Here is a 22,907-nt window from a genome sequence, read left to right as displayed (position 1 = left end):
GTCTCAGGCCCCCGCTGCCTTCTTCAGGGCCTCCACGCGGTCGGTGCGCTCCCAGGTGAACTCGGGGAGCTCGCGGCCGAAGTGGCCGTAGGCGGACGTCGCCGCGTAGATGGGGCGCTTGAGGTCCAGGTCGCGGATGATCGCCGCCGGCCGCAGGTCGAAGACGCTCGACACGGCTTCCTGGATCCTCTCGTCCGGCAGGGTTCCGGTGCCGAAGGTCTCCACGAAGAGGCCGACCGGCTCCGCCTTGCCGATGGCGTACGCGACCTGCACCTCGCAGCGGCGGGCGAGACCGGCCGCGACGACGTTCTTCGCGACCCAGCGCATCGCGTAGGCCGCCGAGCGGTCCACCTTCGACGGGTCCTTGCCGGAGAAGGCGCCGCCGCCGTGCCGGGCCATCCCGCCGTACGTGTCGATGATGATCTTCCGGCCGGTGAGTCCGGCGTCGCCCATCGGGCCACCGACCTCGAAGCGCCCGGTCGGGTTGACCAGGAGCCGGTAGCCGTCGGACTCCAGGCTGACGCCCTCCTCGACGAGCTGCTTCAGGACGTGCTCGACGACGTGCTCGCGGACGTCCGGGGTGAGCAGGCCCTCGACGGAGATGTCCGCCGCGTGCTGCGAGGAGACGACGACCGTGTCGAGACGGACCGGGCGGTCCCCGTCGTACTCGATGGTGACCTGCGTCTTGCCGTCCGGCCGCAGGTACGGCACGGTGCCGTCCTTGCGGACCTCGGTGAGCCGCCGCGACAGGCGGTGGGCGAGCGCGATCGGCAGCGGCATCAGCTCGGCCGTGTCGTCGCAGGCGTAGCCGAACATCAGGCCCTGGTCGCCGGCGCCCTGGGAGGCCAGCTCGTCGGCCTCGCCCTCGACCCGGACCTCGTGGGCCGTGTCGACGCCCTGCGCGATGTCCGGGGACTGCGCGCCGATGGACACCGACACGCCGCAGGAGGCGCCGTCGAAGCCCTTCGCGGAGGAGTCGTAACCGATGTCGAGGACCGCCTCGCGCACCAGCTTCGCTATCGGCGCGTACGCCGTGGTGGTGACCTCGCCGGCGATGTGCACGAGGCCGGTGGTGATGAGGGTCTCCACCGCCACGCGCGAGGACGGGTCCTCGGCGAGGAGCGCGTCGAGGATGGTGTCGCTGATCCGGTCGGCGATCTTGTCGGGGTGGCCCTCGGTCACGGACTCCGAGGTGAAGAGGCGGCGGCTCATGCCTGGACCTCCGCCGGGGCCTTGAAGAAGTGCTGCTCGATGGCGGCGAGGGTGCGGATGGAGTCGACCTCCAGGGTCTCCATCTGGATGGCGGTGCCGCTCTCCTGCTCCAGGAGGAAGACGAACTCGACGAAGGACAGCGAGTCGATGAGCCGGTTCTCGATCAGGTCGAGGTCGGACGCGATGTCGTCGCGCTCGGGGTGACGCTCGAGGATCCAGTTCTTCACCGTCTGCAGGCCGTCGGCCATGGTTGCTCTCCTTTAGCTGCTGCTTAGCTACTGCTGGACACGTGGGGGGTGGCGATGATGGGCGCGGCGACCGCGACGGCGTAGTCGACGTCGTGGCTGATGGACACCGTGATCTCGGTGATGCCGGACTCGGCGGCCATCTCGGCCGCGGGACCGTGCAGCTCCACGAGCGGCCAGCCGCCCTCGGAGCGCCTCACGACGATGTCGGGCCAGGGCAGGAACCTGCCGCGGACGCGCAGCGTCTTGAAGGCCGCCTCCTTGGCCGCGATCCGTCCGCACAGGCTCAGTACGTCGAGCCCGGACGAGGTGCGGCAGTCGGCGAGTTCGCCGGGGGTGAGCATCCGCTCGAAGAACTTCTCCCCGTACTGGGTGAGAAGCCGGCGGACACGGTTGACGGACACGATGTCCATGCCGAGGTTCGCCCACCCCAGGCCGCCCGCCGGCGGGGCGTCGGGACGGGCCGGCACGTCAGATCACCGGCCCGGCCGCGAGACTCGCACCGGCGTCGAGGACCGCGCGGGTGGCGGACTCCCAGTCGCCGTAGCGGCGGGTCAGCGCCGACAGCCAGCGCTCCAGACCGAAGGCGACACAGCTGGTGAAGGCCGGGCCGCCGGTCGACGCCAGGGTGATGTCGCAGCGGTCGCCGAAGAAGTTCCGGTGCGTGTTGACCGAGGCGATCGCCAGGTCCTCGTACAGGAACTCGTACTTCACCGGCGTGAGCCGCTGGAGGACCGCCTTGGAACTGCCCTTGTCGAAGAACGGGTCGCAGGCGGCCTCCCTGCGCAGCGGCAGGTCGAGGGCGGCGGCGAAGGACTGGATGCGGGTGGTGAACTCGGCGAGGTGGTTCTCGGCGTGCGCGCGGCCGCCGATGGCGACGACCTCCCGCATGCGGAAGCCGAGCTGGCGGCGCATGCCCTCGTAGTGCGTCTCCTTGCGGAAGCACCAGGAGCAGACGGTCACCAGGGTGTCGTCGGCCACCTGGGTCCCCTGGTGGGTGAGGTAGACGGCGTAGCAGGACGCCGAGGGCAGTCCGAGTGCGGCGGGTTCGAGCGCGGCGGTCGGGAAACGGCCGGTGCCGGTGTCGAAGGGCGTGGTCGCGCGCTGCTCCAGGTCGAGCGAGGCGGCGACGACGGCCTGGTGCGGGAAGTTGTCGTAGTAGTCGAGCCGGGCCAGGTCGGCGGCCGGGAGCAGCGGGGGCATGGTCATCGGGCGGGCGCCCGCCGCCACTCCCCAGCCCTCGAAGGTCTCGTCGAGGATCCGCAGCAGGCGGGTCCCCTCCGGTCCCAGGGTGGGCAGGCCCCTGGTCGCCCCGGCGTTCTGCTCGGGGGTGGTCGTGGTCATGATCGGTGCACCTCTCGGCTGGGAGGTCCCTCGGGGACTCAGACGACGGGCAGGGTGTCGTCGGAGAAGATCCCCGTCTTCAGGAAGAAGGAGAGCGGCTTGCGGATCGCCTTGCGCTCGTGGGGGCGGCGGCTCTCGTCGGCGACCAGGGCGTTGCGCAGGGCCAGCGGGTCGGGGATGCCGGCGTCGCGGTAGACGTGCGGGTTGTAGAGGGAGTTGATGCTGTAGACGACGTACCGCTTGAGGTACGCCTCGACCTCGCGGACCCGCTCGGCGCTCACGGCCTGGCACATCCGCTGGTGCAGCAGGGAGACCAGCTCGCGTCCGAAGGCGATGTGGCGCGACTCGTCCTGGTGGTGGATGCGGTTGACCTCGCGGATGGTGTGGCAGAGCGAGGTGTCCTTCGCCATCCGGGAGTTGTAGTGGTCGACGAGCTCCTCGAAGAAGAGGATGCGGGTGAAGACGAGGAAGTTCTCGACCTCCGGCTCCCAGGCCGCGTCGGCGCGCATGGCCGTGGAGCCGTAGATCTTGTGGCCGTAGCGCCGGCAGAACTCGGAGAAGAACCACATGTGTTCGTTCTCCTCGCCGATGAAGTGGTGGAAGAAGTCCGAGGGGACCTCGAAGCCGGGCATGTGGATGCGGCCGACGACCTCGATGAGGAGCTCGCGGATGCCGTGCACATTGAGGCTGTAGAAGTTGATGGACTCCCACTTCGACAGGCGCTGAAGCGTTTCCTCGCCGAGGGTGTCGTAGTGCTCGGTGCCGTAGACGGTGAGCAGTTCCGGCGTCATCCAGAAACGGTTCTCCTCCAGCGTCTCGGGCCACTGGAAGGTCTGGTACGGGTTGTAGTAGTCCTCGACCGAGCGCTCGCTGAGCCGCTCCAGGACCTCCATGAACCGGTCGGTGACGGGCAGGGGGGCGGTGACGCCCATGATGCGACTCCTTGGGAAAGGGGGCTACGGGCGGACTTCGTAGACCGCGTTGACCGGGGTCTCGGTGGCGCGCCGCCAGCGGGTGAAGCCGGCCTCCTCGGCGATGGCCCGGAAGGCCTTCTCGCCGGAGTGGTTGCCGAGGGCGTGCGGGCCGCGCTGCGCGACCGCGACCGGCAGGCACATCACGGCGGACAGGGCCATGAACATGCGGGCGGCGGGGGTCTGGGTGTCGATGTCCTGCGGGGAGACGTTGGACTCGACCAGCATCCAGGTGCCGTCCGCGTCCAGCGACTTGTGGACGTGCTGGGCGGCGGCGACGGGGTCGCCCATGTCGTGCAGGGCGTTGAAGAAGCACACCAGGTCGTAGCCGGTGCCGGGGTAGTCGTCGGCGGAGGCGACCTCGAAGACGACCCGGTCGGAGAGGCCCGCCTCCTCGGCGAGCTCCCGCGCGATCGAGATGGCCTCCTCGGAGTAGTCGAAGCCGTGGACGGTGGCGTTCGGGAAGGCCTTCGCGATGAGCAGGGTGGTGTGGCCGACGCCGCAGCCGACGTCGGCGACGGTGCCGCCGGCGGCCAGCTTGTCGGTGACCGCGTCAAGCGCGGGCAGCCAGTCCGGGACGAGCTTGTGCTCGTACGTGGGCTGGAAGAAGGAGCCCATGCCGGTGTCCAGGGCCGCGTCGTGCTCGGCCCAGCCGACGCCGTCACCGGTGCGGTACGCCTCGACGAGCAGGTCCTCGGTGGCGTACAGCGCCTTGAGGGCGGTGAAGAACCCGGCGGCGTAGGTGACGGCCTTCGGGTCGGCGAGGACCTCGACGTGGTCGGCGGGGAGGGTGTACGTGCGGGAGCTGGGGTGCCGCTCGACGTACCCGGCGGAGAGCTGGGCGTGCAGCCACTCCTCGACGTACCGCTCGTTCGTCCCGGTCCGCGCGGCCAGCTCGGCGGCGGTGAGCGGGCCGTGGGCGGCCAGCGCCTTGTAGAGGCCGAGGCGCTCGCCGAGGGCGACGGTCAGGCCGCGGACGGCCGCGCCGGCGTCGGTGATGACGCGCTGGTGGAAGTCGTGGGCGCTCATGCGGCCTTCTCCTCCTCGTACGCCGGCAGGTCACAGGTGAAGAGGAAGGAGCGGGGGACGCGCGGGACGGAGCGGGCCGGGACCGGGTAGGGCCAGCGGTCGAAGGAGGCGCCCTCCTCACCGGGCTGCTTGACCTCGCGCACGGCCCAGCCGCAGTCGGCGAGCAGCGCCTCGGGCTCCTCGGTGCCGAAGAGCCACGGGTTGCCGTCCTCGTCCAGGGCCTTCATGAAGCCACGGGCGAGCGGGTTCTCCAGGGCGGACTTCGAGATCACGTCGCCGAGCAGCACGGAGCCGGGCGCGGCGTGCGCCGAGAGGGTCGAGATGAGGGTCCGCACGGCCTGCTCGGGCAGGAAGAACAGCAGGCCCTCGACCACCCACAGGACCGGCTCCTCGCTCTTCCAGCCGGCCTCCTTGAGGGGGCCGGTCCAGTCCTGGGTGAGGTCGACGGGAACGGTGATCCGGGTGCGGCCGGCGGGGAGCGGCTCGTCCTTGAGCATCTCGGCCTTGGCCTCCAGGAGGGCCGGGCGGTCGAGCTCGTAGACGGTGACGCCGTCGGGCCAGGGCAGCCGGAAGAAGCGGGTGTCCATGCCGGCGGCGAGGAAGACGACCTGGCGGATGCCGCGCTCCTCCACCGCCTTCACGACGGCCCGGTCGAGGTAGGTGGTGCGGATGGCGAGGAACGGCACGGTGCCGCCCCCGGCGTAGCGCTCCAGCAGCTCGAAGCCGATCTCGTCGGCGACGGTGCGCGCGTAGGGATCGGCGAACAGCCGGTCCTCGCGCTCGGTCTCCAGGGCGCGCGCGGCGGCGGTCCACTGGGCGGTGCGGGATACGGCCTCCACAGGAGGTCCCCCTTCGGTTGGGTTCGGGAAGTACGGACGGCCGTGTTCAGGGGCCCGACGAAGGACGGTTCGTCAGGCGGTCATGGCCGGGGCGCAGGTCTTGGCCGGTCGCGCGCAGGCGACGGGGTCCTCGGCCGAGGGCATCGACGACAGATGTCCGGCCTCGGAGCCGGCGGGGCGCCGGCGGAAGATGCTGTGCAGGATCATGCTGAACACGGCCGTCCCGTCGGGGGCCACGAGCGTGCACCGCGGTTTGACGGTGCCGGTGGCGGGGTTGAACGGCGACGGGGTGGCGCCGAGGATCTCGACGCGCGCGGTGAGGACGTCGCCCGGCCGGACGGGCCGCAGATAGCGGACCTCGTCGATGCCGGGCGAGCCCGTGCAGGCGCTGTAGGCGAGCAGTCCGTCGACGTAGCGCCGCATGAACATCGACTGGGTGTGGAACCCGCTCGCGATCAGCCCCCCGAACGGGGAGTCCTTCGCGAGCTCGGGGTCCGTGTGGAAGGGCTGCGGGTCGAAGCGCCTGCCGAACTCCAGCACCTCCTCCGCCGTGACGGTGACGGTGCCCAGCTCGTGGACGTCGCCGGGCCGGAAGTCCTCGAAGTAGCGCATCGCGCGCCCCCCTTGACCTAGGAGTGAGATTTCCCTGGCACACCCCAATCTACGAATCAGTCATTTATTTTGTCAACCCAAAAGAAGGCTCAGGCGAGGGCTTGTTCGACGTCGGACCAGAGGTCCTCGACGTCCTCGATGCCGACGGACATCCGCACGAGCCCGGGAGCGATCCCCGCGGCCGCCAGCTCGCCCTCGTCCAGCTCGCGGTGGGACGTGGACGCCGGATGGGCCACGAGCGTCTCCACCCCGCCGAGCGAGAGCGCGAGCTTCGCGAGCCGCACGCGCTCGATGAAGGCACGGCCCGCCTCCCGGCCCCCGGCCAGCTCGAAGGAGAGCAGCCCGCCGCCGGCGGCGAGGACCTTCCGGGCGGTGTCGTACGAGGGGTGGCCGGCGCGCCACGGGTAGTGGACGGCCGCGACGCCGGCGCGGGCCGCGAGGAGCTCGGCGAGGGCGGCGGCGTTGGCGCAGTGCTCGCGCATCCGCAGCGGCAGGGTGGGGATCCCGCGCAGGGTGAGCCAGGCCGCGAACGGATCGGCACAGGCGCCGAGTTCGACCGTGCGGGGCCATATGCGGTGGCGCAACGCGTCGTCCGCGAAGACGGCGGCGCCGCCGAGGACGTCCGAGTGGCCGGAGAGGTACTTGGTGGTGGAGTGCACGACGATGTCGGCGCCGAGCTCCAGGGGGCGGCACAGCACGGGCGAGGCGAGCGAGTTGTCGACCAGGCTCGTCACCCCGAGGGCGCGGGCGGCGGCGAGCAGTCCGGGCAGGTCCGGGACCTGCCCGGTGGGGTTGGCGATCGTCTCCAGGACGAGGAGCCGGGTGGCGGGGTGGACGGCGGCGGCCTCCAGCTCGGCCGGGTCGTCGCCGGATATCCGTACGACCTCGATCCCGTACCGCTCGGCGAGGTCCGCCAGGACGGCGTGCGTCCCGCCGTACAGGCAGCGCTGGGCGACCACCCGGTCGCCGGGGCGCAGGAGGGCGAGCAGGACGCCGCTGAGGGCGCCCATGCCGGAGGCGAAGGCGAGGGCTCCCTCTCCTCCTTCGAGCCCGGCGAGGGTCTGCTCCAGGGCCCGTACGGTCGGATTGCCGCGGCGGCTGTAGACGTACCGCCCGTCGGGGTCGGCCATCGCGTCGGCGAGCTCGGCGGCGGAGTCGAAGGCGAAGGCGGAGGACTGCACGAGGGGCACGGAGAGAGGCCGGCTGCCGCTCGTGAAAGGCTCGTTGACGACGTGCACGGCACGGGTGTTCAGCTCCACGGTGTTCCTTCCTGCTGCTTTCCTGGGACGGGAAAGGGGCCGCCCGACGTCCGGGCGGACATCGGGCGGCCCCTGCTGTTCTCGGTCAGGCGGAGACCTTCTCGGCCTCCGGGGCGGGGGTGGCGGCCTCGGCCGCGACCGCCTTGTCGCCCTTCATGACGAGGAGGGTGACGACACCGCCGACGGCCGCGACGATCGCGGCGCCGATGAAGGCGGAGGAGAAGCCCTCGGTCAGCTTCGGCAGGTTGCCGAGCTGGTCGGCGCCCTGGGACATGGCGACGGCGGTCAGCGCGGCGAGGCCGAGCGCGGAGCCGACGTTGTAGGTGGTGTTGACGATGCCGGAGGCGAGACCGGCCTGCTCCTGCGGGGCGCCGGACATGGCCGCGATCATCGCCGGGATGTAGGCGAGGGACATGCCGAGCGCGGCGACCAGCGAGGCCGGCAGGACGTCGACGACGAAGGAGCCGGTGGGCTCGACGGCGGAGAGCCAGACCAGACCGGCCGCGAGGAGCAGCAGACCGGTGCCGATGAGCGGCTTGGCGCCGACCTTCATCATGAGCCGGGCGGTGATGGCCGTCATGAAGATCATGAGGAGCACGGTCATCGGGAGCAGCGCGGCTCCGGAGGCGAAGGCCCCGTAGCCCAGGACCTGCTGGAGGTACAGGTTGAGGAAGTACCACATCGGGATCCACGCGGCGCCGAGCAGCGCCATCGCCAGGTTGGCCGAGCCGAGGCGCGGGACCCGCCAGACGCTGAGCGGCATGAGCGGCTCGCGGATGCTCTTCTGGATCACGAAGAACAGGACCAGGAGCACCGCGGCGCCGGCCAGCTCCAGGACGGTGGCGGTGGCGCCCCAGCCGACCTCGGGGGCACGGACGACGGCGAAGACGGCGAGCGCCAGGCCGGCGGTGACGGCGACGGCGCCGAGGACGTCGACGGAGCCGCGGCGGGACTCGACGTTCGGGAGGAGCTTGGCCGCGGCCAGGGTCGCGAGGCCGATCGGGATGTAGATGATGAAGACCCACTGCCAGGCGGCCCACTCGGTGAAGACGCCGCCGAGGAAGACGCCCGCGGTGCCGCCTGCGGGGGCGGCGGCGCCGTAGAGCGCCATCGCCTTGCCGAGCTCCTTCGGGTCGTGCATGAAGAGCATCATCAGCAGGGTCATGGCGGAGGGTGCGATGAGCGCGCCGCCGACGCCCTGCACGGCGCGGCCGGCGATCTCCACCCAGGCGGTCTGGGCGGCCGCGGCGAGGACCGAGCCGGCGATCATGACGGCCCAGCCGGTGACGAAGATCCTGCGGGCGCCGACCAGGTCGGAGAGGCGTCCGCCCAGGAGCAGCAGACCGCCGAAGACGATCACGTAGGCGTTGAAGACCCACTGGAGCTCGCCCTGCGTGAAGCCCAGGTCCTTCTGCATCTCGGGGAGCGCGACCCCGATGATCGAGGTGTCCATGATGACCATGAACTGAGCGGCGGCGAGCACGACAAGTGCCCACCAGCGCCGGGGATTGACGGTTGACATTGCCCTGACCCTTCACTCGCTGCTGCATACCCCTAGGGGGTACCCGTGGGCAGCACCGTAGCATACCCATGGGGGGTATGTAAGGGTGAGATGAGGGCGCGGACCGGGGTGCGGGGGAAGGACTCCCTCCGCGCGCGGGAAGCACTCCCTCCGCACCCACGGACGGGCAGAATGCCCCCATGACCGCCGAGGAAGAGCACCGCCGGGATCCCGATCCGGACCTACTGCAGCGCTGGAACTCCACCCTGCTCGCCGCCCGCGCCGGCCACGAGGGCCCCGACCCCGCCCCGTACGGCCGGAACCTGCTGTCCCGCTGGGCCGAACCGCAGCGCCGCTACCACACGGTCGACCACCTCCGGGCGGTCCTCGACCGCATCGACGAGCTCGCCGACCAGGGCGGGGAAGGGGGCGAGCTGGAGCTCGTACGCCTCGCCGCGTGGTTCCACGACGCCGTCTACCGACCGGACCGCTCGGAGAACGAGGAACGCTCGGCGATCCTCGCCGAGAAGGCCCTCGCCGAAGCCGGTCTCACCCCGCACGAGGTGGCCGAGGTGGCCCGCCTGGTCCGCCTCACCACCACCCACGACCCGGCCCCGGGCGACCTCAACGGCGAGACCCTCTGCGACGCCGATCTGGCGATCCTGGCCACCGACCCCGATACGTACGGGGGGTATACGGCGGCGGTCCGCGAGGAGTACGCCTTCGTCCCGGAACCGGCCTTCCGCGAAGGCCGCGCCGCCATCCTCCGCCAGCTCCTCGACCTCCCCCGCCTCTTCCGCACCCCGTACGGGGCGGCGGCCTGGGAGGGCAGGGCCAGGGAGAACCTGAAACGGGAACTGGCGGAGCTGACGGACATGTCCGGCCAGGGCTGAACGGAACGGGCGGACGGGCACCGCCGGACGGACCCCAGGCTCCCGGTCCTCCGACGGCCGGCCTGAGGCGGTCCCGCGTCGTGAGACGTCCAGCGGTTGAGGAATGGCAGGCACGAACCGCAGGTTGACGCATGTCATGCCGTCTTCCTCAGCCGAGCACTCCCCGACCGCCGCGCCCGCCCCGCCCCACATACCCCCGGCCCGTATGCCCCTGGCCGTCTACGTCCTCGGCCTGTCCGTCTTCGCGCTCGGCACCAGCGAGTTCATGCTCTCCGGGCTCCTTCCGCCCATCGCCGAGGACATGGACGTCTCCATCCCCCGTGCCGGACTGCTCATCTCCGCGTTCGCGATCGGCATGGTCGTCGGGGCGCCGCTGCTCGCCGTCGCGACGCTCCGGCTGCCCCGCAAGACCACCCTGATCGCCCTCATCACCGCCTTCGGCCTCGGGCAGGTCGCCGGCGCGCTGGCCCCGAACTACGCCGTCCTCTTCGCCTCCCGGGTCGTGAGCGCGCTCGCCTGCGCCGGCTTCTGGGCGGTCGGCGCGGCCGTCGCCATCGCGATGGTCCCGGTCGGCTCACGCGCCAAGGCGATGGCGGTCATGATCGGCGGCCTGTCCATCGCCAACGTCCTCGGCGTCCCGGCCGGCGCGTTCCTCGGCGAGCACCTGGGCTGGCGCTCGGCGTTCTGGGCGGTCGGCGCGGCCTCCGCGATCGCCCTCGTCGGCGTCGTCACCCGCATCCCGCACCTCCCGCTCCCCCGGACCAGGCCCCGCCTCAGGCGGGAACTGGCCATCTACCGCGACCGCCAGGTCCTCCTCGCCGTCACGACCACCGCGCTCGCGGCGGGCGGCGTCTTCTGCGCCTTCTCCTACCTCGCCCCGCTCCTCACCGACGTCTCCGGGCTCGACGCGGGCTGGGTGTCGGCCGTCCTCGGACTCTTCGGCATCGGCGCCCTGGTCGGTACGACGATCGGCGGCCGTGTCGCCGACGCCCACCTCTTCGGCGTACTGCTCACCGGCATCGCCGCCTCGACCGTCTTCCTGGTCGCCCTCGCCGTCTTCGCGTCCAGCCCCGTCGCCACGGTCCTGCTCGCCTTCCTCCTCGGCGTCTCCGCCTTCTACACCGCCCCCGCCCTCAACGCCCGTATGTTCAACGTCGCCGGCGCCGCCCCCACCCTCGCGGGCGCCACCACCACCGCGGCGTTCAACCTCGGCAACACCGGCGGCCCCTGGCTCGGCGGCACCGTCATCGACGCCGGCCTCGGCTACGCCTCCACCGCCTGGGCGGGCGCGGCGATGACGGCCCTGGGTCTGGCGACGGCGGCGGTCGCCCTCAGACTCAACAAGTCCCCGTCACGCGTGGTGACCTCGGGCGCCTCCCCGCAGAAGCGGGAGCAAAAGCAGGAGGCCGAGGCGCCCTGCTGAGGGAAAAGGCGCGCGCCGAGCGATGAGTTTCCCCGTGGCCGCCGGTCGAAGATGATGAGCACCCACCCGACACGAGCCACCGAGGACCCCAGATGCGCACCCTGATCAGCACCGCTTTCGTCTCGCTCGACGGCGTCGTGGAGGCACCGGGCGGCGAGCCCGGCTACCGGAACTCCGGCTGGACGTTCAAGGACGTCGAGTTCCTCCCCGAGGCGTTCGAGATCAAGGGCCGGGAGCAGAAGGAGGCCACCGCGATGCTGCTCGGCCGGACCAGCTACGAGGCGTTCAGCCCCGTGTGGCCCGACATGGCGGACTTCGCCGACTACAAGGTGATGCCGAAGTACGTCGTCTCCACCACCCTCACCGAGGACGACCTGGTGCCGAACTGGGGCGAGACGACGATCCTGCGCTCGCTCGACGAGGTCGCCGCCCTGAAGGAGACCGAGGGCGGGCCGATCATCGTCCACGGCAGCGCCTCCCTGAACCGGGCCCTGTCGGACGCCGGCCTGATCGACCGGTATCACCTGCTCGTCTTCCCGCTCCTGCTCGGCGCGGGCAAGCGGCTCTTCAGCACCACGGACAAGGACACCCAGAAGCTGAAGCTGGTCGAGCACGAGGTCTACGCGAACGGCCTGCAGAAAAACGTGTTCGACGTCGTCCGCTGAGCGCCCCTAGGGTGACCCGGTGACGACACGGATGATCATCCTCAACGGCGGGTCCAGCTCCGGGAAGACCGGCATCGTGCGATGCCTCCAGGCCGTACTGCCGGACCCGTGGCTGGCGTTCGGCGTCGACTCGTTCGTCGACGCCCTGCCCGCGAAGATGCGGGCATCCGACGAGGGGATCGTCTTCGACGCCGACGGCGGGGTCAGTGTCGGTGCCGACTTCCGGGCCCTGGAGGCCGCCTGGGCGGGCGGGCTCGTGGCGATGGCGCGGGCCGGTGCCCGGATCGTCGTCGACGACGTCTTCCTCGGCGGGGCCGCCTCCCAGCGACGGTGGCGCGAGGCCCTCGGCGACCTGCCCGTGCTGTGGGTCGGCGTCCGGTGCGACAGCGCCGTCGCCGAGGGGCGCGAGATCGCCCGCGGGGACCGGACCGCCGGAATGGCCGCACAGCAGGCCCGGATCGTGCACGAGGGCGTGGAGTACGACATCGAGGTCGACACGACCCACACGGAGTCCCTGGAGTGCGCCCGCGCCATCGCCGCCGCGCTCGGCTGACGCGGAGCCCGGGAGGAACGTCAGGCGGCCGGAGCGGCGGCCCCTCGGCCGGCGGAGACCGGGGACGGGGGTCAAGCGACCGAGCGGCCCCGTCGGCCGCTGGAGCCCGGGACGAGCGTCAGGCGACCGGCCGCCCCTTGGGCCGCCGCAGCCCCGCCCGTGTGAGGTGCCGGAGCAGTTCCTTCGAGCCGACCTCGATCGCGCCCGCCGCCACCGCGTCCGCGTACCGGTCGGAGGGGATGTCGTAGTGGTCCCGCTCGAAGGCGCGCGGCGGGGCGCCGATCGAGGCGGCGAAGGCGTGCAGCTCCTCGAAGGAGACGTCGCTGACCAGGTGCGACCACATGCGGCCGTGGCCCGGCCAGGTCGGCGGGTCGATGTAGAGGGTCACGCGCGAGCTCCCGTCACGTCAGGCCGCCCACCGGGGCCACCACCACGCCCTGCTTGCCGCAGACCCAGTGCGGGTCGGGGCCGAGCTCGGGCTCCACGTCGAGGGCGTGCGGGTCGCCCGAGGCGCAGACCGGGCAGAGCGGCCAGCGTCCGTACCGTTCCAGCAGGGCGTCCTGCACGTCCTGGGCGACGAGCCCGGCGACGTACGAGACCCCCTCGGGCCACTGCTCGACCCACCAGCGCCGGTGGGTCACCGCGTCCTCCACCATCGACACGACCTCGGCGGCGGCCACCTTCCGGGCCACCAGGTCGGCCAGAACCAGCGCGCGAGCGGCGTGCAGCGCCTGCTCCACGGGGTCGATGTCGTCCATGGGCTCATTGTCCCCCGACGGAGGGAAAGGACGAAGGTCCCCTCCGGGTCCGGGGCCAGGAGGACCGGCGAGGCCGGGCGGAGCCCGGTGACGGGGTCTTGTCGCCCCACCCCGCCCGAAAGTATCTTTCAGGTGTGACCAATGACGTGAAGGAAAGTTTCACCAGCGACGCGCCCCCCGCCCCCGCGGCGCTCGCGGCCAAGGTGCGGACCCTCGGCCCGTCCATGACGCGCTCCATGCAGCGGGTCGCCGAGGCCGTCGCCGGGGACCCGGCCGGCTGCGCCGCCCTCACGGTCACCGGCCTCGCCGAGCTCACCGGCACCAGCGAGGCGACCGTCGTCCGCACCGCCCGGCTCCTCGGCTACCCCGGCTACCGCGACCTGCGCCTCGCCCTCGCCGGCCTCGCCGCCCAGCAGCAGTCCGGCCGCGCCCCCGCCGTCACCGCCGACATCGCCGTCGACGACCCGATCGCCGACGTCGTCGCCAAGCTGGCCTACGACGAGCAGCAGACCCTCGCCGACACCGCCGCCGGACTCGACACCGTCCAGCTCGGCGCCGCCGTCGCCGCCCTCGCCACCGCCCGCCGCATCGACATCTACGGCATCGGCGCCTCCGGCCTCGTCGCCCAGGACCTCGAACAGAAGCTGCTCCGGATCGGCCTGATCGCACACGCCCACAGCGACCCGCACCTCGCCGTCACCAACGCCGTGCAGCTCCGCTCCGGGGACGTCGCCATCGCCATCACACATTCCGGCTCCACCGGCGACGTCATAGAACCGCTGCGGGCGGCCTTCGACCACGGCGCCACCACGGTCGCCGTCACCGGCCGCCCGGACGGCCCCGTCACCCAGTACGCCGACCACGTCCTGACCACCTCCACGGCCCGCGAGAGCGAACTGCGCCCCGCCGCCATGTCCTCCCGCACCAGTCAACTCCTGGTCGTGGACTGCCTGTTCACCTGTGTCACCCAGCGCACGTACGAGACGGCCGCCCCCGCCCTCGCCGCCTCCTACGAGGCCCTCGCCCACCGCCACTCCCCCCGCAGCCGCTGACCGGACCCGCCCAGAACCGGCGCCGACGCCGCCGCCGTACCGAAAGAGCTCCCGTGTCCACCTCGTACTCCGCACTCCGCGCCCAGCTCGCCACCCTCACCACCGAGGCCTTCCGCCCCGAACTCGCCGAGATCGACCGGCTCCCGACGCTGGAGATCGCCCGCACCATGAACGGCGAGGACCGGACCGTCCCCGAGGCCGTCGCCCGGCAGCTCCCCGCGATCGCCGCCGCCATCGACGCCACCGCCGAACGGATGGCCCGCGGCGGACGCCTCGTCTACATGGGCGCGGGCACCGCCGGCCGCCTCGGCGTCCTCGACGCCAGCGAGTGCCCGCCCACCTTCAACACCGACCCGTCGCGGGTCGTGGGCCTCATCGCGGGCGGCCCGCCGGCCATGGTCACGGCCGTCGAGGGCGCCGAGGACTCGCGTGAACTCGCCGCCGAGGACCTGGACGCCCTCGGGCTCACCGCCGACGACACCGTCGTCGGCATCTCCGCCTCCGGCCGCACCCCGTACGCCATCGGCGCCGTCGAGCACGCCCGCGCCCGCGGCGCGCTGACCATCGGCCTCTCCTGCAACGAGGACAGCGCGCTCGCCGCCGCCGCCGAGCACGGCATCGAGGTCGTCCCCGGGCCCGAGCTGCTCACCGGCTCCACCCGCCTCAAGGCCGGCACCGCCCAGAAGCTGGTCCTCAACATGATCTCGACCATCACGATGATCCGCCTCGGCAAGACCTACGGAAACCTGATGGTCGACGTCCGCGCCTCCAACGACAAGCTCCAGGCCCGCTCGCGGCGGATCGTCGCCCTGGCCACCGGCGCCCCGGACGAGCAGATCGAGACCGCGCTCGCCGCCGCCGACGGCGAGGTGAAGAACGCCATCCTCATGATCCTCGCCGACATCGACGCCCCCACGGCCGCCGCGCGGCTGACCGCCTCCCAGGGCCACCTGCGCGCGGCACTGCACCCGCCCACCGCGTGATCCCTCCGCCGCGTCACCGGCAGAGAACGTCCGCGTCGGGCCGTACGCCCTCCGTGAGGAACCGGGTCACCGCCGCGTCGCCGCACGCGTTCCCGGTACCCAGGTAGACCGCGTGGCCGCCCGTGTCCACCGAGACCAGGCGCGCCCGGTCGCCGAAGGCCTCCCGCATCCGCAGCCCCACGGAGTGCGGGGTCGCCGGGTCGCGCAGGCTCTGGATCATGAGTACGTTCGACGGGCCCCGGTCGGTGATCCGGGTCGGCTTCTCCACCGCGCCGCCCTTCCAGAAGGCGCACGGCGTCACGTTCGCCGGCATCCCGGCCGTCAGCGGGTACCGCTCGCGGTCCGCCGCGACGGCCCGCTCGTACGCCGGTACGGAACGGGGCCAGTCCACGTCGTTGCAGATCACGCCCACGCTCACCGTCGCCGCCTCGTCCGGCATCGGCCCGGCCAGCTCGGGCGGCAGCACCGGCACGCCCGCCGGGTCGAGAGCCCGGGACATCAATCGGGCGAAGGCCGGGAAGGCCGCGTCGGAGTACAGCGCCTGCTGGAGCGCCTGCCGCAGCACCGTGCCCGTCAGCGGTACGCCGGGGGTCGCCGAGGCGCGCGGCGCGCGGTCGAGCCGGGCGGCGAGGCCGAGGAACAAGGGCCGTACGTCCTCCGGGCGTTCGGCGAGGCGCAGGCCCTCCTTCGCCCGGTCCGGGTGGGCGGCCCAGGCCGCGAAGTCCGGGAAACGGTCCTCGGCGCCGCGCGCCATGCTCGCGAGCCAGCCCCGGGCCACGCGCTTCGGGTCGGGGTCGGCGCTGCTGTCGAGGACCCAGCGGTCGGTGCGCTCCGGGAACTTCTGTGCGTACACGGCGGCGACGTACGTCCCGTACGACACGCTCCACGCCGACAGCTTCCGCTCGCCGAGCGCCTGCCGCAGCCGGTCCAGATCCCGCACCTGGTTCGCCGTCGTCAGCCCGCGCAGCATCGCACCGCCGTTCCGGGCACACGCCTCCGCCATCCGGCGCGAGCGGGCCACGTTCTCGCCGATGCCGCCGTCGGCGGCGGGCCAGGACCGCAGGGTCACCAGGCGCCGGTCGTCCTCGGCGAAGCCGCACCGGGCCTTCGCGGAGCCGCCGACCCCGCGCGGGTCGAAGGCCACCAGGTCGTACGCGCCGTTCATCTCCTTCGCCAGAGCGGCCCCCTTCTGCCCGAGCCGCTGCACACCGGAGCTCCCGGGGCCGCCGGGGATCACCATGAGCGTCCCGCGCCGCGCCTCGGGCCGGGTGCTGGGCAGCCGGGCCACGGCGAGACCGATCTGCTCGCCGTCGGGATGGGCGTAGTCGAGGGGGACGGAGAGGGTGGCGCACTGCTGGCCGGGCAGCGGCTTCACGCCGGGGTCGCAGTCACCCCAGGCCAGCCCGGCAGCGGCGGCGGGGGCGACCCCACCACCGACGATTCCGGCCCCGGCCACGACGGCGGCGGAGAGAGCGAGCAGCAGGGCCTTGCGTCCACGAGTCGTTGTCATGCGCACAGCCTCGCGGACGGGCGCCGGGGCCCCCATCCGGCAGGCTGGCGACCCCGGGGTGGGGCCAACCCCCCGACGGAAGAATCGGGTTGGGGAGCGCGACTCGTCGCGGACCCGCGCCGGATCGCGGCCCGCCGTCGGGCCGGGCCGCGGACCACCGCCCGCCGCGGGTCACGCCCCCTCGCAGCGCCATCGCCCGGAAGGGCGATCCGCTGGCGTCGTCCCGGCCCGCGGGAGATCATCCCCGCCATGACCACCACAGGCTCGACCGCCCCGACCCGCGCCCCTCACGCCTCCCACTCCGGCACCTGGACCCTCGGCGGGGATCTCGCCGTCAACCGTGTCGGCTTCGGCGCCATGCGGCTCCCCCAGCACGGCGAGGCGCTCGTCGCGAACGCCGTACCGATGGACCGCGACCGCGCGATATCCGTCCTGCGCAAGGCGGTCGAGCTCGGCGTGAACCACATCGACACCGCCGCCTTCTACTTCTCGCCGCTCCGCTCCGCGAACGAGCTGATCAACAGCGCCCTCGGCGGCCCCTACCCCGACGACCTGGTCATCACCACCAAGGTCGGCCCCGCCCGTGACGCCTCCGGCGCCTGGAGCGAGCACGCCCGCACCCCCGCCGCGCTGCGCGCGCAGGTCGAGGAGAACCTGCGGCAGCTCGGCCGCGACCACCTCGACGTCGTCAACCTCCGTGTCGTCGGCCACGATTCGGTCGCCGAGCGCTTCGGCGCCCTCGCCGAGCTCCGCGAGGCGGGTCTCATCCGTCACCTCGGCCTCTCCAACATCACCCCGGAGCACCTCGCCGAGGCACAGGAGATCGCCCCCGTCGTCTGCGTGCAGAACATGTACGGGATCGGGGTCCGCGCCGAGTACGACGAGTTCGTCCGCCACTGCGGCGAACAGGGCGTCGCCTTCGTCCCCTTCTACGCGATCGCCGCGGCCGGACGCGAGGGCGGGGCGACCGCCCCGGAGCGCGAGGAGCTCCTCGCCGTCGCGGCGGCCCACGACGCCACCCCCGCCCAGATCCGCATCGCCTGGACCCTCCACCAGGGCCCCCACCTCCTCGCCATCCCCGGTACCGGCAACCCCGACCACCTCGCCGCGAACGTCGCCGCCGGCGCCCTGCGTCTCACCCCGGAGGAGCTGGAACTCCTCGACCGCGTCCACCGGGACACCGAGCCCCAGGAAGCCTGACCGGGGGAAAAGCCCGAGGGCCCGGCCGCGCGGTGCGGCCGGGCCCTCGGATTCGGGTGCGGGTCAGGAGAGGCTCTTGAAGGTGCTCCACCCGCTGCCGATGGCCACCCGGGCGCCGTACACGCCGGTCCCGGTGCCGCTGTAGCGCCACAGCTTTCCGGCGGTGTCGCGGGCCACAAGGTCGGCGCGCCCGTCGCCGGACAGGTCGCCGACGCCGACGAGCGAGGAGTAGCCGCCCCAGCCGCTGCCGACCTTCACGCGCGCGCTGACGCCGCCGGTCGCGGTGCCGTAGTACCGCCAGAGCACCCCGGAGGCGTCCACGCCGAGCAGGTCGCCGCGCCCGTCGCCGTTGAGGTCCCCGGCGCCGACCAGCTTCTTGTACAGCTTCCAGTCGGCGCCGATCCGGACGCGGGCCTTGACCCGGTGGTCGGCGGTGCCGCCGTAGAAGTACACGTCACCGGTGGACGCCTGCCGGGCGATCAGATCGGCGTACCCGTCGCCGTTCACGTCGCCGGAGGACGTGATCACGTCGTACTGTCCCCAGCCGGACCCGACCAGCGTGTACGGCGAGGAGGCCGAGACGACCTTCCCGCACCCGGGGCGGTAGGCGCGCAGCTGGTCGCCCACGCGGGCGTAGACGTCCGCACACCGGTCGCCGTTCAGGTCACCCGTCGGCACGAACACGGAGGTCGTGGCGAACGTGGTCCCCGTACCGGCGATCCGCGCGGACAGCGCGCCCGTCCCGGTCCCCCGGTACATGGACACGAGCCCGGCGCTGTCCATCACCAGCAGATCCCCGAAACCGTCGTCCCCGGCGAGGTCCCGCCACACGGCGGCCCCGCCGGTCACGGAGACGGCCCCGGAGAGGGCCAGATCGGCGCCCTGCCCGTCGGCGGCCTTCACGGTCAGCGCCCACGTGTAGGCGCCGTTCGCGACGAACCGCCCGGCCGCGTCCTTCCCGTCCCACGAGGGAGCGACGATGCCACGGGCCTCGCCGCCGGCGAGGCTACGGACGACCTTGCCGGTGAGCTTGTGCCGGAGCGTCAGGGACCAGGAGGCGGCCGGCTTGGAGAGCCACCAGCGGGGCTTCCAGGGAGCGGACTTGAGGCCGGCGGACGGGGGAGCGTCGGAGTCGAGGGCGGTCAGCGGGCTCGTGGCACCGCCGAGACCGACAACGTGGACCGCCCGCCAGGAGTCGATGTACGCGAAGCCCCCGCCGAAGCGGTCGACCGTCCAGGCCTGGGGTTCCTCGATCTGGTCGTACCCGAGGGGGCCGAAGAGCCGGTCCACCCGCGCACCGGACCGGACGTCGCTCACCGTCAGCGAGTAGCCCATGGAGCCGTCATCACTGGAGACGAGGAAGCCGTCGCCCAGGTGCGGCTCGGTGTCGCGGTCGACCGTGACCTTGGTCGACACCTTCTTCTCACGGTCGTACACGGTCGCGGACGTCGCGCCCGGACACTTCCCGTAGAGCCACGTGCCGACCGCCTCGATTGTGTACATGACACAGTTGGTCCCGAGGTCGTGCGTCTCGACGGTCGCGCCCGTCCGCAGGTCGATCGCGGAGACGGTGTCGTCCGTGGCGGACGCGGTCCACAGCCGGCCGCCCTGCAGCGCGTACCCGGCCACGGGGGTGTCCCGGAGGATCTTCCCCGTCTCGATGTCCGCGACGACGGAGCGCTTCCCCGCGGCCGTGGTGCCGCGGAAGTGCACGTACCGGCCGGAGACGCCGTGGACCAGCGCCACCTGGAGCGTTCCCGGGTAGGCGAGCGTGACCGTGCGCGTGGTCCCCGCGGCTCCGGGCGTGGTGACCCGCGCCTTCACGGCGCAGTCGTAGCACGCCGGCTGGCCGCCGGACGCCGGGCGGTGCCCGTTCTCCAGGGTGACCAGACGGCCGTCCCCGGTGTCACGCCACCACGTCGCGATGCCCCCGTCGTCCGACGCGAGGAGCGACGGGCAGTTCGGGCCGAGGGCTTCCAGCGCGTCGCAGGTCCAGGTCGGCACGGCCTTGCGCGCGCCGGAGAGGGACACGTCGAAGCCCCGGAGCGTGTGGGTGGTCGACCGCGTCTCCGTCACGATCCGGCCGTTGGACATGGTCAGGCCGGTGTACGGAAGCGTGGGGGGAAGGGCCAGGACCCGGGTGGTCGCCGGGGCCCCGTCGGCGCCCGGCGCGATCCGCCGCACGCCCGAGTGGGCGGCGTCGGTGCCGCCCACCATGTAGAGGGCGCCGTCCGCACCGGTCTCGATCCCGCCGTACGCCAGGAAGCCCAGATCGCGCGTCTCGCCCCCGCCGATCGGCGTGGCGACGGCCGACGGGCTCTCGGCGTCGGACGACCGGACGTACCACCCCACGATCCAGTCGCCGACGACGCCGATCTGTCCGTCGGCGTCGGCGACGTCGTTCGGCAGCTCCACCGTCCGGCCCGGGTCGCCGTGGTCTGTGCGGGACACGATGAAGGCCCTGTCCGGGTTCGACTCGCCGTACTGGACGATCCAGTCGGCGCTGAGGACGGCACGAGGGGAGTTCGTGCCGAACGGCAGGGTGGGGACCGGCGTGAGTGCGCCCGTGGCGAAGTTGACGAGCGCGGTGGTGGCGCCGTAGCGGATGAGCGCGCCGGCGTCGTCATAGCCCAGGACAGAGGGCATCGTGTCCCCCGGCAGGGACACCTCCAGGTCCTCGCGGGCGTCCGGGCCGTAGCCGAGGAGGTGCAGGACGGTTCCGTCGGCCCCGGCGTCGGCGGCGAGCAGTCGGTCCGGCGCGAGGACGGGGAACCACTGCTCGTGGGCGAAGGGCCGGGTGAAGTCGGCGCCGGTCGCGAAGTCGTGGACGGTAACCTCTTCGTACCCGACGCAGGCGACCCTGTCACCGCGGGAGAACGAGTCCCCCGTGTCGCAGAGTGGACCGTGGTCGACCCGCCCGTCCGTCAGGCTCTGCCAGATGGGGGACGCCGCCTCTCCCCCACGCATCATCTGGACGCCGGTTCCGGCCGCGACGAGGACCATGTCGGCCGTTCCGCCGGAGTCCACCGGCGCGGCGATCGTCACGTCGTACGGCGCGTCGGAGGCGCTGGCCGCCTGTGCGGAAGGTGCGGTGGCCGTCAGGCCGGTGATGCCCAGGGCCGCGCTCAGTGCGAGCGCGACGGCTCTTCGGACGGACAAGTACGTGTCCCCTCGTACGGGTGTGTAGACGGGTACGACGAGGGAGGGCGGGCGCGACGGGCAGGGCGGCAGACGCAGTGCGGGCCGCACGGCCGGGGGCCGGCGGGACCCCCCTGTCGGCAGCCGGATCGTACATTCAGGCGAATCGAAGGCGCCAGAAACCCCGCTCGGAGGACCTCTGAAAGCTCCCGTCCCGGGCCCTGGAGGCGACCTCACGGGCCCTGAGGCACCCCCGGGGATCTCAGGACCGGGGCCTCGACGGCGGCCCGCACGGGCCCGCACAGAAGGTCAACGCACCCACTCTGAACTGGGCTTTCACCCCAACTCCCCGTATTCTTGGGGGACTCGGAGGGGAGATCCGCATGAGCCAGACCGACACGAGCCCGCCCGCCCGCACCGTCCGCACCGTCGACGACGTCCTCGCCCTGCTCGACGGCCTGTTCCTGCCCGGTGCCGACCGGTGGACGGAGAGCGGGGCCGGGTGGTGGGACGGGTTCTACGCGGACCGGGACAAGCCCGTGCCGTTCTTCGTCGCCAAGCCCGACGAGAACCTCGTGTCGTACGTCGAGCAGGGCCTGCTCCCGGCCGGCGGCAAGGCCCTCGACCTCGGTTGCGGGCCCGGCCGGAACGCCCTGTACCTCGCGTCCGCCGGCTTCGACGTCACCGCCGTCGACCTCTCGCCCACCGCCGTCGCCTGGGCGGAGGAGCGGGCCGCCGCGACGGGTGCCGAGAACGTCCGGTTCCTGTGCGGTGACGCCTTCACCGCGCTCCTCGACGGGCCGTACGACCTGATCTACGACTCCGGCTGCTTCCACCACCTGCCCCCGCACCACCGGATCAGCCACCTCGCCCTCCTCGACCGCGCCCTCGCCCCCGGCGGCCACTTCGCGCTCACCGCGTTCGCCGCCGGCGAGGGCGGCATGGGCTCCGAACTCCCGGACGCCGACTTCTACCGGAAGGGTCGCCTCGAGGGCGGACTCGCGTACACGGACACCTCGCTCCGCGCGATCTTCGGCGACCTGACAGAGATCGAGCTCCGCCGCATGCGGGCCCGGTCCGCCGACTCCCCGGCCTTCGGCGAGTCCTTCCTCTGGACGGGCCTCTTCCGCCGCCCGTAGGGCCTGTCCGGCGGATCAAGGCGGGACAGGCTCCAGACCTCACATCGTCTCCAGGTGCTCCGCCAGCCGGTCGTACTGCTCCCTCACCCCCGCCTCCATGCCCGCCGCCAGCGCCTGGTCCCTGACCTCGTTCGACGGCCAGAAGGAGGTGCTGGTCAGGGCCGTGCCGCCGTCGGGGGTCGCGTCGAAGGTGAGGGTCACGCGGACCGGCTCGGCGTCCGGCATCTGCTCGAAGACCTCCGTGTAGTCAAGCCGCTCCGCCGGGACGACGTCCTCGTACGTGCCGGAGAAGACGATCTCCTGGCCGTCCGGCCCGGTCTGGCCCCAGCGCCAGGCACCGCCCGCCCGCAGGTCGATGTCGACGACGGACGTGGTCAGCCCCGCCGCGCCGTACCACTCCCGCACGTGCTCGGGCCGCGTCCACGCCTCCCAGACGCGGGCCGGCGGGGCGTCGAAGGTGCGGGTGACGACCAGTTCGCGGTCGGCCGGCGTCGTGAGCAGGGTGACCATGGCTCCGTTCCCTTCACGAAGGGCCCATTCCAGGATCACCCCGGCACTCCCGTAAAGCGAATGAACTTGTT

Annotated in this window: 23 protein-coding genes; 8 read left to right on the top strand and 15 right to left on the bottom strand. The window is 72.5% G+C overall.

All coding sequences use genetic code 11. From position 1 onward, the window contains the following. Window positions 1–3: 3 nt before the first annotated feature. The 10 genes from metK to ACZ51I_RS22330 form a co-directional block, all read right to left on the bottom strand. Window positions 4–1,212, bottom strand: coding sequence for a methionine adenosyltransferase (metK, locus tag ACZ51I_RS22375; protein WP_468878596.1), 1,209 nt, complete (start codon window positions 1,210–1,212; stop codon window positions 4–6). Further along, on the bottom strand, window positions 1,209–1,460 hold the full coding sequence (locus ACZ51I_RS22370) for a phosphopantetheine-binding protein (RefSeq protein ID WP_468878594.1): 252 nt from the start codon (window positions 1,458–1,460) through the stop codon (window positions 1,209–1,211). Before ACZ51I_RS22370 ends, metK begins: the two co-directional genes overlap by 4 nt. 23 nt (window positions 1,461–1,483) lie before the next feature. Next, on the bottom strand, window positions 1,484–1,927 hold the full coding sequence (gene acpS / locus ACZ51I_RS22365; RefSeq protein ID WP_468878592.1) for a holo-ACP synthase: 444 nt from the start codon (window positions 1,925–1,927) through the stop codon (window positions 1,484–1,486). 1 nt (window position 1,928) lies between these two features. Further along, window positions 1,929–2,801: a class-II aminoacyl-tRNA synthetase family protein gene (locus tag ACZ51I_RS22360; protein WP_468878589.1), complete on the bottom strand. Its 873-nt coding sequence runs from the start codon at window positions 2,799–2,801 to the stop codon at window positions 1,929–1,931. A 38-nt stretch (window positions 2,802–2,839) separates the two neighbouring features. Next, window positions 2,840–3,733 carry a diiron oxygenase gene (locus tag ACZ51I_RS22355; RefSeq protein WP_468878586.1) on the bottom strand — a complete coding sequence of 298 codons (894 nt, stop codon included), beginning with the start codon at window positions 3,731–3,733 and terminating at the stop codon, window positions 2,840–2,842. A 24-nt stretch (window positions 3,734–3,757) separates the two neighbouring features. Further along, window positions 3,758–4,801 (bottom strand): methyltransferase domain-containing protein, encoded by a 1,044-nt coding sequence (locus ACZ51I_RS22350; protein ID WP_468878584.1) that lies wholly within the window; start codon window positions 4,799–4,801, stop codon window positions 3,758–3,760. Next, the gene (locus ACZ51I_RS22345) at window positions 4,798–5,640 is read right to left on the bottom strand and encodes a class I SAM-dependent methyltransferase (protein ID WP_468878581.1); all 843 of its coding nucleotides are present in this window, start codon (window positions 5,638–5,640) and stop codon (window positions 4,798–4,800) included. Before ACZ51I_RS22345 ends, ACZ51I_RS22350 begins: the two co-directional genes overlap by 4 nt. A 72-nt stretch (window positions 5,641–5,712) precedes the next feature. Continuing rightward, window positions 5,713–6,252, bottom strand: a complete 540-nt coding sequence (locus tag ACZ51I_RS22340) for a MaoC family dehydratase (protein ID WP_468878578.1) — start codon at window positions 6,250–6,252, stop codon at window positions 5,713–5,715. Window positions 6,253–6,341: 89 nt separating this feature from the next. Further along, window positions 6,342–7,511: a trans-sulfuration enzyme family protein gene (locus tag ACZ51I_RS22335; protein WP_468878576.1), complete on the bottom strand. Its 1,170-nt coding sequence runs from the start codon at window positions 7,509–7,511 to the stop codon at window positions 6,342–6,344. A gap of 85 nt (window positions 7,512–7,596) precedes the next feature. Beyond that, window positions 7,597–9,033, bottom strand: a complete 1,437-nt coding sequence (locus tag ACZ51I_RS22330) for an MFS transporter (RefSeq protein WP_468878573.1) — start codon at window positions 9,031–9,033, stop codon at window positions 7,597–7,599. A gap of 179 nt (window positions 9,034–9,212) precedes the next feature. Between ACZ51I_RS22330 and ACZ51I_RS22325 the strand changes: the two genes are divergently transcribed. The 4 genes from ACZ51I_RS22325 (at window position 9,213) to cpt (ending at window position 12,546) form a co-directional block, all read left to right on the top strand. Further along, window positions 9,213–9,905: an HD domain-containing protein gene (locus ACZ51I_RS22325; RefSeq protein WP_468878571.1), complete on the top strand. Its 693-nt coding sequence runs from the start codon at window positions 9,213–9,215 to the stop codon at window positions 9,903–9,905. A 205-nt stretch (window positions 9,906–10,110) separates the two neighbouring features. Then, a complete protein-coding gene (locus ACZ51I_RS22320) occupies window positions 10,111–11,328 on the top strand; it encodes a Cmx/CmrA family chloramphenicol efflux MFS transporter (RefSeq protein ID WP_468879624.1) in 1,218 nt (405 codons plus the stop codon). Window positions 11,329–11,420: 92 nt separating this feature from the next. After that, window positions 11,421–11,993 carry a dihydrofolate reductase family protein gene (locus tag ACZ51I_RS22315; protein ID WP_468878568.1) on the top strand — a complete coding sequence of 191 codons (573 nt, stop codon included), beginning with the start codon at window positions 11,421–11,423 and terminating at the stop codon, window positions 11,991–11,993. 31 nt (window positions 11,994–12,024) lie between these two features. Beyond that, the gene (cpt, locus tag ACZ51I_RS22310) at window positions 12,025–12,546 is read left to right on the top strand and encodes a chloramphenicol phosphotransferase CPT (protein ID WP_468879622.1); all 522 of its coding nucleotides are present in this window, start codon (window positions 12,025–12,027) and stop codon (window positions 12,544–12,546) included. A 118-nt stretch (window positions 12,547–12,664) separates the two neighbouring features. Here cpt and ACZ51I_RS22305 read toward each other — a convergent pair whose 3' ends face one another. Both ACZ51I_RS22305 and ACZ51I_RS22300 read right to left on the bottom strand, forming a co-directional pair. Then, entirely contained in the window at window positions 12,665–12,934 is a 270-nt protein-coding gene (locus tag ACZ51I_RS22305; protein WP_468878566.1) for a DUF4031 domain-containing protein, read from the bottom strand. Window positions 12,935–12,947: 13 nt separating this feature from the next. Further along, on the bottom strand, window positions 12,948–13,304 hold the full coding sequence (locus ACZ51I_RS22300; protein WP_468878564.1) for a hypothetical protein: 357 nt from the start codon (window positions 13,302–13,304) through the stop codon (window positions 12,948–12,950). 134 nt (window positions 13,305–13,438) lie between these two features. Between ACZ51I_RS22300 and ACZ51I_RS22295 the strand changes: the two genes are divergently transcribed. After that, window positions 13,439–14,356, top strand: coding sequence for a MurR/RpiR family transcriptional regulator (locus tag ACZ51I_RS22295; RefSeq protein WP_468878561.1), 918 nt, complete (start codon window positions 13,439–13,441; stop codon window positions 14,354–14,356). A gap of 53 nt (window positions 14,357–14,409) precedes the next feature. Next, entirely contained in the window at window positions 14,410–15,339 is a 930-nt protein-coding gene (murQ, locus tag ACZ51I_RS22290) for an N-acetylmuramic acid 6-phosphate etherase (protein ID WP_468878559.1), read from the top strand. Window positions 15,340–15,352: 13 nt separating this feature from the next. Here murQ and ACZ51I_RS22285 read toward each other — a convergent pair whose 3' ends face one another. Further along, window positions 15,353–16,849 carry an alpha/beta hydrolase gene (locus tag ACZ51I_RS22285; protein ID WP_468878556.1) on the bottom strand — a complete coding sequence of 499 codons (1,497 nt, stop codon included), beginning with the start codon at window positions 16,847–16,849 and terminating at the stop codon, window positions 15,353–15,355. Window positions 16,850–17,098: 249 nt separating this feature from the next. Between ACZ51I_RS22285 and ACZ51I_RS22280 the strand changes: the two genes are divergently transcribed. Beyond that, window positions 17,099–18,049, top strand: a complete 951-nt coding sequence (locus ACZ51I_RS22280; RefSeq protein ID WP_468878553.1) for an aldo/keto reductase — start codon at window positions 17,099–17,101, stop codon at window positions 18,047–18,049. 63 nt (window positions 18,050–18,112) lie between these two features. On the opposite strand, the gene ACZ51I_RS22275 is transcribed toward ACZ51I_RS22280, so the two are convergent. After that, complete coding sequence (locus ACZ51I_RS22275; RefSeq protein ID WP_468878551.1) at window positions 18,113–21,208, bottom strand: FG-GAP repeat domain-containing protein; 3,096 nt, start codon at window positions 21,206–21,208, stop codon at window positions 18,113–18,115. 362 nt (window positions 21,209–21,570) lie between these two features. On the opposite strand from ACZ51I_RS22275, the gene ACZ51I_RS22270 reads away from it, so the two are divergent. Continuing rightward, the gene (locus ACZ51I_RS22270) at window positions 21,571–22,326 is read left to right on the top strand and encodes a class I SAM-dependent methyltransferase (RefSeq protein WP_468878549.1); all 756 of its coding nucleotides are present in this window, start codon (window positions 21,571–21,573) and stop codon (window positions 22,324–22,326) included. A gap of 39 nt (window positions 22,327–22,365) precedes the next feature. Here ACZ51I_RS22270 and ACZ51I_RS22265 read toward each other — a convergent pair whose 3' ends face one another. After that, window positions 22,366–22,836: an SRPBCC domain-containing protein gene (locus tag ACZ51I_RS22265; protein WP_468878547.1), complete on the bottom strand. Its 471-nt coding sequence runs from the start codon at window positions 22,834–22,836 to the stop codon at window positions 22,366–22,368. Window positions 22,837–22,907: the final 71 nt, after the last annotated feature.

This window comes from Streptomyces sp. NPDC034084, from assembly GCF_055575535.1.
This window is presented reverse-complemented; position numbering and strand designations above follow the sequence as displayed.